The organism is Streptomyces sp. NPDC008125, from assembly GCF_042957125.1.
Classification (GTDB): Bacteria; Actinomycetota; Actinomycetes; order Streptomycetales; family Streptomycetaceae; genus Streptomyces.
Genome location: NZ_JBIBHR010000025.1, coordinates 50,370 through 64,618 on the forward strand (window position 1 = coordinate 50,370; position 14,249 = coordinate 64,618).

General features: G+C 71.4%; 10 protein-coding genes. 9 read left to right on the forward strand and 1 reads right to left on the reverse strand.

Going from position 1 to position 14,249, the window contains the following annotated elements; all coding sequences use genetic code 11:
* Positions 1-76 precede the first annotated feature (76 nt).
* From ACFZAX_RS31480 to ACFZAX_RS31500, 5 genes are all read left to right on the forward strand, one after another.
* Positions 77-1,153 (forward strand): LLM class flavin-dependent oxidoreductase, encoded by a 1,077-nt coding sequence (locus ACFZAX_RS31480; RefSeq protein WP_390965736.1) that lies wholly within the window; start codon positions 77-79, stop codon positions 1,151-1,153.
* Positions 1,154-1,167: 14 nt separating this feature from the next.
* On the forward strand, positions 1,168-2,448 hold the full coding sequence (locus ACFZAX_RS31485) for an NtaA/DmoA family FMN-dependent monooxygenase (protein ID WP_390965788.1): 1,281 nt from the start codon (positions 1,168-1,170) through the stop codon (positions 2,446-2,448).
* 4 nt (positions 2,449-2,452) lie between these two features.
* Positions 2,453-3,238: a DUF1684 domain-containing protein gene (locus ACFZAX_RS31490; RefSeq protein WP_390965737.1), complete on the forward strand. Its 786-nt coding sequence runs from the start codon at positions 2,453-2,455 to the stop codon at positions 3,236-3,238.
* A gap of 256 nt (positions 3,239-3,494) precedes the next feature.
* Complete coding sequence (locus ACFZAX_RS31495) at positions 3,495-4,394, forward strand: alpha-lytic protease prodomain-containing protein (RefSeq protein ID WP_390965739.1); 900 nt, start codon at positions 3,495-3,497, stop codon at positions 4,392-4,394.
* Between the two features lie 266 nt (positions 4,395-4,660).
* Entirely contained in the window at positions 4,661-5,140 is a 480-nt protein-coding gene (locus tag ACFZAX_RS31500) for a hypothetical protein (protein ID WP_390965740.1), read from the forward strand.
* A gap of 28 nt (positions 5,141-5,168) precedes the next feature.
* On the opposite strand, the gene ACFZAX_RS31505 is transcribed toward ACFZAX_RS31500, so the two are convergent.
* The gene (locus ACFZAX_RS31505; RefSeq protein ID WP_390965742.1) at positions 5,169-6,098 is read right to left on the reverse strand and encodes a DUF4231 domain-containing protein; all 930 of its coding nucleotides are present in this window, start codon (positions 6,096-6,098) and stop codon (positions 5,169-5,171) included.
* A 213-nt stretch (positions 6,099-6,311) separates the two neighbouring features.
* On the opposite strand from ACFZAX_RS31505, the gene fxsA reads away from it, so the two are divergent.
* From fxsA to fxsT, 4 genes are all read left to right on the forward strand, one after another.
* Positions 6,312-6,476 (forward strand): FxSxx-COOH cyclophane-containing RiPP peptide, encoded by a 165-nt coding sequence (gene fxsA / locus ACFZAX_RS31510; RefSeq protein ID WP_390965743.1) that lies wholly within the window; start codon positions 6,312-6,314, stop codon positions 6,474-6,476.
* Positions 6,477-6,562: 86 nt separating this feature from the next.
* Positions 6,563-8,839 carry a radical SAM/SPASM protein FxsBH, inactivated beta-hydroxylase extension form gene (fxsBH, locus tag ACFZAX_RS31515; RefSeq protein ID WP_390965745.1) on the forward strand — a complete coding sequence of 759 codons (2,277 nt, stop codon included), beginning with the start codon at positions 6,563-6,565 and terminating at the stop codon, positions 8,837-8,839.
* Between the two features lie 156 nt (positions 8,840-8,995).
* Complete coding sequence (locus ACFZAX_RS31520) at positions 8,996-10,318, forward strand: TIR-like protein FxsC (protein ID WP_390965789.1); 1,323 nt, start codon at positions 8,996-8,998, stop codon at positions 10,316-10,318.
* Positions 10,315-14,247 (forward strand): FxSxx-COOH system tetratricopeptide repeat protein, encoded by a 3,933-nt coding sequence (gene fxsT / locus ACFZAX_RS31525; protein WP_390965747.1) that lies wholly within the window; start codon positions 10,315-10,317, stop codon positions 14,245-14,247. The genes ACFZAX_RS31520 and fxsT overlap by 4 nt, the downstream gene beginning before the upstream one ends.
* The last annotated feature ends 2 nt before the right edge of the window (positions 14,248-14,249 follow it).

Genomic DNA, 14,249 nt, shown 5'->3' on the forward strand with positions numbered 1-14,249 from the left:
GCCCCCGAGCAGGGCCCCGGCCCACCCCCTCCGACCGACTGTCGCCCCCACCCCCCCTTGATCCCGGAAGGCCCGTATGACCACCGGCAGACCCCTCCACCTGGCCGCCGAGATCGGTGGCCCGCCCCGGTACGAGCCGGACCACTACCTCGGTCTGGCCCGGCTCGCCGAGGGCGGCGCCCTCGACTACGTGACCCTCGGCGACTCCTTCGCCAGGCCCGGGCCCGACGCGCTCTCCGTGCTCGCCCGGATCGCGCCCGCCACCGAGCGGATCGGGCTCGTGCCGACCGTCGACACCACGCACACCGAGCCCTTCCACGTCTCGTCCGCCGTCGCCACCCTGGACTGGGTGAGCCGGGGCCGGGCCGGCTGGACGGCCGACGTCTCGACCACCGAAGCCGTGGCCCGGCTCTTCGGCCGCCGTGCCGCCGAGCCCGCCGAGGCGCTGTGGCCCGAGGCGGGCGAGGCCGCCGACGCGGGCGCGCGGCTCTGGGACAGCTGGGAGGACGACGCCGAGATCAGGGACACCTCCACCGGCCGGTTCATCGACCGGGACAAGGTGCACCACATCGACTTCGAGGGCGACGCCTTCTCCGTACGGGGCCCCGCCATCGTGCCGAGGCCCCCGCAGGGCCGGCCCGTCACGGTGATCGACGGCACCACCGCCGCCGCCCGGGCTGTCGCGGCCCGTCACGCGGACGTGGTGCACATCCGAGCGACCTCGCCCGAACAGGCCGCCGCCGCCCGTGCGGACGTCCACCGGCTCGCCGCCACGCACGGCCGTTCCGCGCGCGAGCTGCGGGTGCTGGTCGCGCTCGCGGTCGACCTCGGCGACGCGGAGACCGCCCCCGAGCCCGGCCTGGCGAGCGGGCCGCCGCTGGCCGGCCACGGCACCTACTTCCGGGGCGGGCCGGTGGACCTCGCCGAGCTCATCTCCCAGTGGTACCGGGCGGGCGCGGCGGACGGGTTCCACCTCACCCCCATCACCCCGGCCCGCGACCTCGAAAGGATCGTCAACGGCACCGTGGCCCTCCTCCAGCACCGCAGCCTCTTCCGTGCCTTCCACCCCGGCCACACCCTCCGCGAGCACCTCGGGCTCGCCCGCCCCGCCAGCCGCTACGCGCTCGCCCGGACGGCGGGTGAGCAGCGATGACCGAGCACCGGCAGATGCATCTGGCCGCCCACTTCCCGGGCGTCAACAGCACCACGGTCTGGTCGGACCCCCGGTCCGGCAGCCAGATCGACTTCGCCTCCTTCGAACACCTGGCGAGGACCGCCGAGCGCGGCAAGTTCGACTTCTTCTTCCTCGCGGAAGGGCTCCGGCTGCGCGAGTACGACGGGCGCGTCCACGACCTCGACGTCGTCGGGCGGCCGGAGTCCCTCACCGTGCTGAACGCGCTCGCCGCCGTCACCGACCGGCTCGGGCTCGCCGCCACGGTGAACGCGACCTTCAACGAGCCGTACGAGCTGGCCCGCCGGTTCGCCACCCTCGACCACCTCAGCGGAGGTCGCGCGGCATGGAACGTGGTCACCTCCTCGGACGCCTTCACCGGCGAGAACTTCCGCCGGGGCGGCTTCCTCGACCGGGCCGACCGGTACACCCGGGCCGCCGAGTTCGTCTCCACCGCGCGCGAGCTGTGGGACTCCTGGACGCCGGACGGGACGCCCCGGCCGTTCGCGCACCGGGGACAGCACTTCGACATCTCCGGCGAGTTCACCCTCCCCCGGTCGCCGCAGGGACATCCGGTCGTCATCCAGGCCGGGGACTCGGACGAGGGCCGCGACTTCGCGGCCTCCGCCGCCGACGTGATCTTCACCCGGCACGGCACCCTGGAGGCCGGACGTACCTTCTACGCGGACATCAAGGGGCGGCTGGCGGCGTACGGCCGGGGCCCCGACGACCTGAAGATCATGCCCGGGGCCAGGGCCGTGGTCGCCGACACCGACGAGGAGGCCCAGGAGTACGCCGCCGGGATCCGCCGCCTCCAGGTCTCCCCGCAGAACGCGATCCTCGCCCTCGAACAGGTCTGGGGCCGCGACCTGTCCTCGTACGATCCCGACGGACCGTTCCCCGCGATCGACCCGGATCCGGACTCCGAGTTCGCCCAGGGCCGGGTCAGGATCGCCGACCCGTTCGCCGTGGCGGCCCGGTGGCGGGCGCTGTCGGAGGAGAAGGGGCTGTCCATCCGGGAGACCGTGATCGAGACCACCACCCGGCAGTCCTTCGTGGGCAGCCCGGAGACCGTCGCCACCGAGATGACCGACTTCGTCGACCGGCGGGCGGCGGACGGGTTCATCCTCGTCCCGCACCTCACGCCCGGCGGCCTCGACGACTTCGTCGACCGGGTCGTCCCCCTGCTCCAGGAACGCGGCGCGTTCCGGTCCGAGTACACCGGTTCCACCCTGCGGGCACACCTCGGGCTGCCCGAACCCGTATGGAAAGGTTGAGCACATGAGCACGAACGCAACGCAGGAGTGGCAGAGCTGGCACGAGGGGCGCATCGCCGCCGCGGCGGCGCCCTACGGACCGCTGGCGCTGGCCGGGACGCACTGGCTCGCCGACTACCCGGAAGGGCGAATTCCGGCCGTCCCGGGAGAGTGGCGCGAAGACGGCGACGACCTGGTGCTCACCGCCGGGGCCGAGGACGGCCTGACCGTCGACGGCAAGCCGCTCACCGGGGAGGTACGCCTCCGTCCCGACAGCGGGCCGGTCGACGACGCCCGCGTGGCCCTCGGCGAACGACGCTTCGTCGTGCTCCGCCGCGAGGGTCTCTGGGCGGTCCGCGACTTCGATCCGGCGGCGCCGAACCGGCGCGCGTTCAGGTCGATCGAGGCGACGCCGTACGACGCGCGCTGGAGCCTGTCCGGCACCTTCCGCCGGTACGAGGACCGTACCGTCCGGGTGAAGAACGCCGACGGCGTCGAGCGCGGTCTCCAACTCGCGGGCGAGGCGACGTTCGTCGTGGACGGAGCCGAGCACACCCTCCAGGCCGCGGTCGAGCCGGACGGTTCGCTGTGGATCGTCTTCGCCGACGCGACCAGCGGTGACAGCAGCTTCCGGTTCCGCTTCCTGCGGCCCGCCGCCCCCGCGGCGGACGGCTCGGTGACGGTCGACTTCAACCGCGCGCTGCTGCCGCCGTGTGCCTTCGCCGACCACTTCATCTGCCCCTTCCCGCCGCCGGGCAACACCCTTCCGGTCGCCGTCCCGGCGGGGGAGCGGAAGCGGCTCGACGGCTGAACCGGCTTCTCCCCGCCCCGGCCCCGGCAGCGACCATGCTGCCGGGGCCGGGGCGTTCCCGCGTCCGTACGGCCCGGGGGCGGCCGAAAGGCGCCCTTGCGCCACGCGCGGCCGGTCGCAAATACTCCCCATCAGCGTTTGTCAGGAACACGGCATCCGCATAGCGAACGCGTGCCGGAAGCCCGATGCCCGACTGCGCCTCACGGGTCCGCCACCCCACGGACGGACCACTGATTCCCCTTTGGAGGAACGCGAAGTGAGGATCAAGCGCACCACCCCCCGCAGCACCACCGCCAGACGCAGCAGGGCCGTCGCCATCGCGGCGGGTCTGGTCGCCGTAGCGGCGCTCGCCGTCCCGGCGGCCAACGCCGAGTCGGCCGGAACGTTCAGTACCGCCCAGCTCACCGCCGCGAGCGACGCCGTGCTCACCGCCGACGTCCCGGGCACGGCCTGGAGCGTCGACCCCGCCACCAAGCACCTCGTCGTCACCGTGGACAGCACGGTCACCCAGGCCGAGATCGCGAAGATCAAGGAGAGCGCGGGCGACGAGGCGGGCGCCCTGCGCATCGAGCGCACGGCCGGCACCTTCAGCAAGCTGATCTCGGGCGGCGACGCGATCTACGCGAGCAGCTGGCGCTGCTCGCTCGGCTTCAACGTCCGCAGCGGCAGCACCTACTACTTCCTGACCGCCGGTCACTGCACCGACGGCGCGGGTACCTGGTGGTCCAACTCGGCCCACACCACCACGCTCGGCACCACCTCGGGATCCAGCTTCCCGGGCAACGACTACGGCCTGGTGACCTACACCAACAGCAGCGTCACCAAGAGCGGCACCGTGGGCAGCGTGGACATCACCGGCGCGGCCAACGCCACCGTCGGCCAGTCCGTGACCCGCCGCGGCTCCACCACCGGCATCCACAGCGGTACGGTGACCGGCCTCAACGCCACCGTCAACTACGGCAACGGGGAGATCGTCTCCGGCCTGATCCGGACCAACGTGTGCGCCGAGCCCGGCGACTCCGGCGGCCCGCTCTACTCCGGCACCCTGGCGATCGGCCTCACCTCGGGCGGCAGCGGCGACTGCACCTCGGGCGGCACGACCTTCTTCCAGCCCGTCACCGAAGCACTGAGCGCGTACGGAGTCAGTGTCTTCTGACCCTGATCCCGCGGTCCGCCGGCGCCCGTCGGGGTTCGACACCCCGTGGGCCCCGGTGGCCCCGCGGACCCGGCCCGCGGCCCGGTCGTGTGACTCCGCAGGCCTCCCCGAGCCCCCGTTCGCCCCGGACGGGGGCTCCCGCGCGCCCCCCGCTCTGCGCGATGATGGCCTCACGGTCGGACGCAGAGGAGCGACGGGGGCGGACGCCGAGTCCGTACGGAGGTCCACCCTCCGGCCCCCGCAGACACCCAGGGGGTTCCAGGCCCGTGCACCGCATCGGAGTGACCGGACACCGTTCCATTCCCCCGGAGGCCTACGCCCACGTGTGCGAGGGGCTGCGCAGGGCGCTGGACGAGGCCGGGGAGCCGCTGGAGGCGCTCTCCAGCCTCGCCGTGGGGGCGGACCAGCTCTTCGCCCGGCTGGCCCTCGCGCGCGGCGCGCGGCTGACGGCGGTGATCCCCAGCGACGACTACGAGGAGTGCTTCGACGAGAAGGCGGGGCTGAAGGACTACCTCGCCCTCACGTCCCTCGCCCGGCGGAAGGTGCGGCTCGACTTCCGCCACTCCACGGACGAGGCGTACTACGCGGCGGGAACCTGGATCGCCGACCACTGCGACCGGCTCGTGGCCGTCTGGGACGGCCTCCCGGCCCGGGGCCTGGGCGGCACCGGCGACATCGTCACCTACGCGCGCGCCCTGGGCCGCCCGGTCACCGTGATCTGGCGCGACGGCGTGCGCCGCGACTGAGCGCGGGTCCGACGGAACGGACGGCGTGTCACATCCGGTGCCGGGCGAGCCAGTCCGTGTGCTCGGGGGAGACGATGCGCTCGGTCTCGAAGACCGCCGCCGGCCACTGGCGTTCGGTGAGCGAGGTCTCCATCGCCGCCTGCATCGACTCCAGGTCCTTCTCGACCGCGGAGTGCGCCGAGACCAACGGGTGGTGGCGGCGCATCTCGTTCCAGGCCAGGCACGCGGCGGCGGCGGCCGACAGCACCCCGGTCAGCCCGAAGGAGCGGCCCGTCCCGAAGGTCTGCACGAGGCAGAGGACCAGCGCCGGCGCCGTCAGCGCCGCGACCGTGCCCGACCAGACCAGCGCACTCCGCCGTGAGACCAACTGCCGCCTCCGGTACCAGCGGCGCTGCTCGATGAGCCGGTCCCGTACGTATGTCTCCTTGCGCACGGTGAACGCCTTGTCCCGCAACTCCCGCATGGCTTCCGTGATGATCCCCCCGTCCGGCCCGTCCAGACCGTCGCGGGGATCGTCCCAGCCGGCCTTCCGCAGTTCCTGGAGTCCCTCCTCCAGCCTGCTGGCGAACACGGCCTCGGGATGCTGCGTGGTGGTGTCGTACGGAGAGCCGTGCACCGCGTAGCGCCAGCAGTTCGACTTGATGAACTCCGCCGCTGAGCGGTTGAGTTGCCAGTGCGACTTCGCTTTGCGGTGCGAGGCGAGGAGAGTCGCGACCAGAACGCCCGCGTAGGCCAACGCCCCAAGTAAGTCCAGGAGTTGCAGCGAGTCGCCGACCTCCACGCTCCAGGGCAGCGCTGCGGGTATCGCCCCGAGGACCAGGAGCGCGAGTTGGGAGCGGGTCGTACGGACGGCCTCCCGCTGCCGGGCGACGGCGACGGCGTCGGTGCGGTGGAAGAGTTCGGGCAGGTCGGCGTCCCTGAAGACCATGGACCGCAGGGGTTCAGGAATCGCTGTCATGTCCGCTCCGGTGATCGAAACAGGGGGAGCCCTGTTGATGGAATGGCCCAATCCGCCAATCGAGCAACTTCCGTTCTCGAATGGAGGTATACAGGCCTGGGAAGATGTGCTCGCCGAGATTCTGAGGGTAAAGTCGTGGCGCCGGACACTGCAATGGTGCAGCTGGCCGGCGCAGTTTCCATGTCCGGAACGAGCCAATCAAGGACGGCCGTCATGACTCACGCATTCCCCTCCTCCTTCGCCACTGCGAAGATCAGCCGCGTGCCGCTCTCCAAGATCGAGACGGCCGGTGGCGCCGCGGCCGAAAAGCTCGGACGGATCGTCGCGGTTCCGGGCGGTCGCTCGAACAGGACGTCGACGTTCAACTCTTCGCTCTGATCCGAGTTCGCCCGAGGGGGCGTGCCGCGGCATTGTGCCGCCCACGCATCGCCGACGCACCTGGTGCCGATGGCTAGACTGACGGAATGACAGGACCCCCGGTCCCATTCCGTGAAATCGTTCTGAAGGTTCACAGCAGATGTGATCTCGCCTGTGATCATTGCTATGTCTATGAACATGCTGACCAGAGTTGGCGAACCCGCCCAAAAACAATCTCTGACCAGGTGATTCAGCGGACTGCTCAGCGATTGGCCGAGCACGCCGGGACACACGCACTGCCCTCCGTGTCAGTGATCCTGCACGGAGGGGAGCCGCTGCTCGCGGGCCCCGCGCGTCTGCGCCGCATCTGCGAGGAGTTCGGCTCCGCGCTCGCCGGGGTCGCCGAACTGGATCTCCGTATCCACACCAACGGCCTTCAGCTCGGTCCACGTTATCTGGACCTCTTCGCCGAGTTCGACGTCAAGGTGGGCATCTCCCTCGACGGCGACCGGGCGGCCAACGACCGCCACCGCCGCTTCGCCGACGGCCGCAGCAGCCATCCCCTCGTGCTCAGAGCCGTCGAGCTGCTCCGGCAGGAGCGCTACCGCCACCTGAACCTCGGCCTCCTCTGCACGATCGACATCGCCAACGACCCGCACGCGGTGCTCGACGCCCTGACCGGACTCGAACCACCGCTCATCGATTTCCTCCTTCCGCACGCCACGTGGGACGACCCGCCGCCACGTCCCGACGGGTCGCCCGTCGCCTACGCCGACTGGCTCCTCGCGATCTTCGACCGCTGGCAGGAGCAGGGGCGTCCGGTGCCGGTCCGGCTGTTCTCCTCGGTGCTGTCCACCCTGAGCGGCGGGCCGAGTCTCACCGAATCGCTCGGGCTGGCCCCCACCGACCTGGTCGTCGTGGAGACCGACGGGCAGTTGGAACAGGTGGATTCGCTCAAGAGCGCGTACGAGGGCGCCGCCGCCACGGGCTTCGACGTCTTCACCCACTCCTTCGACCAGGTCGCCGCCCATCCGGGAGTCCAGGCCCGCCAGCTCGGTCTGGCAGGCGTCAGCGAGGGCTGCCGCGGTTGCCCCGTCGTACGTTCGTGCGGCGGCGGGCTCTACACCCACCGCTACCGCTCCTCCAACGGATTCGACAACCCGTCCGTGTACTGCGCGGATCTCGAGGCGCTGGTGCGCGGGATCGAGGAGCGTACGGGGTCGGCCCTCGTCTCTCCCGCCCTGACCGGCCCGGCCGGGACGGCCGCCGAGCACCACGAGCTCACCCGCACGCTGCTGGCCGGCCTCCACGCGGTGCTCGACGGCCTCGCGGGCGAGCCCTGGGCGCGGGCGTGGGAGACGGCGGGTGCCCTGGAGGAGTCGGCCGCGGGTGCCGCAGGCCTGGACCACGTGCTCGCCCACCCGTACGCGCGTTCCTGGCTCCAGGAGACCGTGGAGGGCCTCCGCTCCGACCGGGACCGTGACCGGGCCGTCGCGGAGGCCTCGCGGCTCACCTCGTACGTGGCCGCGGCGGCCCTGCGCGCCGGTGCGACGGACGCCGTGCCGGTGGTCCACCGGGGAGCCGGGCTGTTCCTGCCCACCCTCGGCGAGCTGACGCTCGACGGCGCGGGCGACCACGGGACGGTCCTCGTCCGCGGCGTGCCCGGCGGCTTCGTGGTGGAGCGCGGGAGCGGCGAGGAGGTGCGCGTCGCGTTCGGGGAGCCGGGCGGCGGCTGGCGGCCGGTCCGACGGCTCGCGGTGGCCGGGCTGCCCGGCTGGGCGGTGGACGATCTCGACCCCTACCGGGACTGCTACGCGGCGCCCGCCGCCGGCCGTCTGGAGCCCGAGGCCTTCGAAGCCTTCGGGGTGGCGCTCGCCCACGCCTGGGCCCGGATCGAGGCCATGGCTCCGGCGATGGCCGCGGCCATGGCGGAAGCGGTGACCACCGTCACCCCGCTGGCCGGCGGCTGCCGGCCCGAGCGCCCCCGTGGCCACGGAGCGCTCGGAGTCCCGGTGGACGCCGACGGCCCCGGAGCGGCGGCCGGGATGGTGCGGGCATACCGCAGAAGCGAGCTGCGGGCCCTGTGCGACGTCACGGACCTGTACGCGGCGGACGGGGACTGGGATTATCTGTCGCCCTGGGACGGCACCGCCGTTCCGTTCTCCCGTCTGCTGGCCGAGACGCATGAGCGCGTGGGCGTCGGGCTGTTCGATCCGGAATTCCCCGCGGGCGTGCAGGAAGCGCTCGACCTGTTGGAAGGAGCTCCCGAAGCGACCGTCCACGGGAAGCGTCTGCTGGACGTGATCCGAAAGGAGCTCAGCGGTGCCCAGGGGGTCAGCAGGAACGGCGACTCCGGGACAATCTTCGATCAAGAAGGTAAGTGATCGATGCTGCGGGGGAGATGACTGAAACGGGGCGGTGAATGACCGAAGATCGAAGGGGTGGAGAGCGGTCCGCTCCGGAATGATGAATTCGCTCGCATTCACTCCGGAGCATCGGATGTGGGTGCTCACACAGGACGGGGGTCGTGTGCACGCATGATGCAACAGCGAGCGTCGGATCATCGGCCGTACTTCTTTCTCAGTTACGCGCACACACCGGGGTACGGCGGTGGAACGGACCCGGATATGTGGGTCGAACGCCTTTTCCAAGATCTCTGCGGCCATGTGATGGCCATGACCGATCTCCCCGCGGGTACCTCCGCGGGGTTCATGGACCGGGAAATACGATCCGGCGAGGGCTGGTCGGAACGGCTCGGCGCGGTGCTCGCCACCTGCCGGGTCTTCGTTCCGCTGTTCTCGCCGCGCTACTTCGCCAGTGAGATGTGCGGCAAGGAGTGGTACGCCTTCGAGCAGCGGGCGATCCACCATCGCGCCCGCTCCAACCAGCCCGCCGAGGCGATCGTCCCGGCGCTCTGGGTACCGGTGCCACCCAGTCAGTTACCGGGCTCAGCCGAGCGGATCCAGTTCAACCACCGGGACTTCGGGGAACGCTACGTCAGTGACGGGCTCTACGGCCTGATCAAGCTCCGGCTCTTCGCCCAGGAGTACGAACGAGCCGTGTACGAGCTGGCCAAGCGCATCGTCACCGTCGCCGACACCGTGCGGATCGACACCGGAAGACCCGTCGACTACCGCCTCGCCCCCAGCGCCTTCGGATCCCGCAGCAGCGGTGCGGGGGCACCGAAACCGATGCGGATCACCATCGCCGCACCCACCCGCCACGATCTCCCGCCCGGGCGGGACGAGGCCTACTACGGCGACAATCCGCAGGACTGGAACCCCTACCACCCGGCCGCCGCACGCCCGCTGGCCTACGTCACCGAGGAACTCGTCCGCTCGCTCAACTACCAGGCCGTCATCGGCTCGTTCGACGAGGACCAGGGACAGTCCGAGGGACAGGAACTGTCCGCCGACAAGCGGGCACCCACCACGCCGGAGATCCTCATCCTCGACCGGTGGGCGCTCCGGGACGAGGACCGCCGCCGCAGACTCGCCGCGTTCGACGCCGACAACAGACCCTGGGTGACCCTGGTCGTCCCGTGGAACCGCGACGACCCGCAGAGCACCGCCGAGGAGGCGGAACTCACCGCGATCCTCGAACAGACCATGCCCGTCAAGATGAGCCAGGGACGCGCCTTCTGCCGCGTCGCGGCCAAAGGAGTCCCCACCATGGAGGCGTTCGGCCAGATCCTGCCGCAGGTCGTCGAAGTCGCCGCGCAGCAGTATCTGCGCAACGCGACCGCCTATCCGCCCACCGCGGGTGGCGGGCACGGTGAACGCACCCGGCTGACGGGCCCCATGGGCCACACACAGTTCATACCCGACACGCTCGACCCTGGGACGCAAGCGGAGGACGTATGACAGCCGGCCGTGACGGGCGGATCGTCACTTTCTACTCGTACAAGGGAGGCACGGGCCGCACCATGGCCCTGGCCAACACCGCCTGGATCCTGGCCGCCAACGGCAAACGGGTGCTGGCCGTCGACTGGGACCTGGAGGCGCCGGGCCTGCACCGGTTCTTCCACCCCTTCCTCGACCCCGCCACCCTCGGCGCCACCACCGGTGTCATCGACCTCATCACCGAGTACGCCTGGGCCGCCACCAGCCCCGCGCAGCGCACCGACGACTGGCACCGCGACTACGCGCGCATCCAGCAGCACGCCGTCTCCCTGACGCCGGAGACGCTCGGCTGGGAGTTCCCCCGGGGAGGCACCCTCGACTTCGTCTCGGCCGGCCGTCAGAACCGCGAGTACTCCGCCGCCGTCTCCACCTTCGACTGGGACAACTTCTACGACCGGCTCGGCGGCGGGAGCTTCTTCGACGCCCTGCGCGACGACATGAAGAACAACTACGACTACGTCCTCATCGACAGCCGTACCGGCCTCAGCGACATCGCCGACATCTGCACCGTCCACCTCCCGGACGTACTGGTGGACTGCTTCACCCTCAGCGACCAGTCCATCGACGGCGCCGCCTCCGTGGCCCGCCAGACGGCCGAGCGCTACAGCGGGCGGCCGATCGCCATCTACCCCGTCCCGATGCGTATCGACGAGGGCGAGAAGGAGAAGGCCGACGCCGGACGGGCCCTCGCCCGCTTCAAGTTCGACCGGCTGCCGCGCAACCTGTCCGGCGACGAACTCACCGCCTACTGGGGCGCGGTGGAGATCCCGTACCGCCCCTACTACGCGTACGAGGAGACGCTCGCGACCTTCGGCGACGAAGCCGGGCTCACCAACTCGCTGCTCTCCGCCTTCGAACGCCTCGTGGCGGTCGTCACCGACCAGGAGGTCACCTCCATGCCACCGGTCGCGGAGGACGTCCGGCTGCGCATCCGCGACGCCTTCACCCGGCGCCGGCCCACGCTCCCCGCCGACATCTTCCTCAACTACGTGGCGGAGAACCGGATGTGGGCGGACTGGATCGAGTCCGTCCTCACCCGGGCCGGCTTCCGCGTCGTACCGCGCGATGTCTCCACCGAACGCGAGGACCGCGAACCGCCCGTCACCGCACCGGAGACCGCCGCCCGCACCGTCGTGCTGCTCTCCAGCGCCTACCTCAAGTCCCAGCGAGCCACCGAACTGTGGCAGCGCTCCAGCGCCGAGGACCAGACCGGCGGCCGGCGCCAGATCCTGTTCCGGGTCGGGGACGTCCGGCTCACCTCCGCCTACATCGACCGCAACCCGGTGGACCTCTTCCGGCTCGACGAGACCCACGCCGCGGCCGCCCTGCTGCGCGCGCTGGACCGCCCGGCCCATCCGGCCGACGGATCGGCGCCGGGGCCCCGGTTCCCCGGCACGGTCCCGAAGATCTGGAACGCCCCGCCGCGCAACCCCGGATTCACCGGCCGCTCCCTGGTGCTGGAACGCATGCGCGACCAGCTCGGCGGGGGCCTGGCGGTGGTGCTGCCGCAGCCGCAGACTCTGTACGGCCTCGGCGGCGTCGGCAAGACGCAGGTGGCGCTGGAGTACGTGCACCGCTTCATGGCCGACTACGACCTGGTGTGGTGGATCTCCTCCGAGCAGACCGACGACGTGGTCGCCGGGCTCGCGGAACTCGCCGCCCGGCTGGGCACGCAGGGCGGCGACGACATGGCGGCGGCCTCCAAGGAAGCCGTCGACCTGCTGCGCCGCGGGGTGCCCACCGACCGGTGGCTGCTGGTCTTCGACAACGCGGACGACCCCGAACGCATCAGGCGCTACTTCCCCCAGGGCGGCTCCGGCCACATCCTGGTGACGTCGCGGAACCAGACCTGGTCGCAGCACGGCGACGCGCTGCCCGTCGACGTCTTCCTGCGCGAGGAGTCCGTCGAACACCTCCGCCGCCGCGCCCCCGGTCTCAGCGAGGAGGACGCCGGGCGGGTGGCCACGGCCGTCGGTGACCTGCCGCTCGCCGTCGAGCAGGCCGCCGCCTGGATCGCGGAGACGGCGACCCCCGTCGGCACCTACCTCGACCAGCTCGCCGAGCAGGCCGCCCAGGTGCTGTCCCTCAACCAGCCGGCCGGCTACCCGCAGCCCGTGGCCGCCACCTGGAACGTCTCCATCGAGCGGCTCAAGGAACGTTCGCCCGCCGCGGTGCGGCTGCTCCAGCTCTGCGCCTTCTTCGCACCCGAGCCGATCAGCGCGAGCCTCCTCTACAGCAAGGAGATGATCGAGGCGCTCAAGCCGTACGACTCCTCCCTCCAGGAGAAGCTCGTCCTCGGCCGGGTCATCCGGGAGATCGGCCGCTTCGCGCTCGCCAAGGTCGACCAGGTCTCCAACTCGATCCAGGTGCACCGGCTGGTGCAGGCCGTCATCAAGGCGCAGCTCAGCGAGGAGGAGCAGCGAGAGGCCCGGCACGTGGTCCACCGCGTCCTGGCCGGGGCCCGGCCGGACGACGACGAGCCGATCGACAACCCGGAGAACTGGGCGCGGTTCGCCACCATCTGGCCGCATCTGGGGCCGTCCGGGGCGCGCCTCTGCGGAGAGCCGGAGACCCGCAGGCTGCTGATCGACCGCGTCCGCTACCTCTGGAAGCGCGGCGACGTCCGCACGGCTGCCGCGCTGGGCGCGGAACTCCGCGCCGACTGGGCGGAGATGCTGGGGAAGGAGGACATCCAGTACCTCTACCTCTGCTTCCACATCTCCAACATCTTCCGCTCGCGCGGACGCTACGTCGAGGCGAAGGAGCTCGACGAGATCACCCTCCGGCGGCAGCGCGACATCCTGGGTGCGGAGCACCCCCACACCTACATGACGACGAGCAGCCTGGCGACCGACCTCGGCATGCTCGGGGAGTACGGGCGGGCGATCGAGCTGGCCAACGAGGCCCGTGAGGGGTTCGGGCAGATCTTCCACGAGGGCCACCCGAGGACCCTCGCGGCGGCGAACAACCTGGCACTCAACCTGCGGCTGGTCGGGCAGTACTCCCGGGCCAGGGAGATCGACCAGGAGGTGTACGACCGGCGCAGCGAGGTGCTCGGCGCGGAGCATCCGTACAGCCTCTCCTCCGCGGTGAGCCTCGCCCGCGACCTGCGCGACGTGGGCCGGTACGAGGACTCCGTGGCGCTGCTCAGCCGTACGTACGACAGCTACAAGAGGACGCTCGGCCCCGCCTTCCCCGGCACGCTCTCCGCGGCCAAGGCGCTCGCGGTGGCACTGCGCAGGGCGGGGCAGCTGGAGGACGCCCGCAGGCTGACGCTGGCCACCCGGGCCAGGTACCGGGCGAAGTACACCACGCCCAACCCGGAGTCGCTGGCCTGCGACCTCAACCTCGCGGCCGACTTCTACGCGATCGGTGAGGCGGTCCAGGCGAGGGACGCGGCGCGGGAGGTGGTCGAGCAGTACCTGGTGGTGCCGGGGGAGCGGCACCCGTACACGCTCGCCGCGCAGAACAACCTGGCCGTCTACCTGCTCGGCTCGGGGGAGGCGGAGGAAGCGGCCAGGATGTCGCGGCGGGTCGTCGACCTGATGCGGGAGCTGTTCGGCAGGGACCACCCGCACACGCTCTTCTGCGTGATGAACCTGGCCAGCGCGACCGCGGCGCTCGGGGACGCGGAGCTGGTGCTGGAGACGGAGCAGGTCCTCGCCGGGCAGCTCGCCAAGGCTCTGGGGGCGCAGCATCCGGAGGTGCTGGCCATGGTGGGGAACACGGCGGTCACGCTGGAGGACCTCGGCCGGCGCGAGGAGGCCCAGCAGCTGCGGGCGAGGACCGTGGGGGAGCTGGCCCGCCAGCTCGGCGACGACCACCCGATGACGCGGATCGCGCGGGACGGGAGGAGGTTCGAGCGGGAGCTGGAACCGATCCAGGTGTGAGC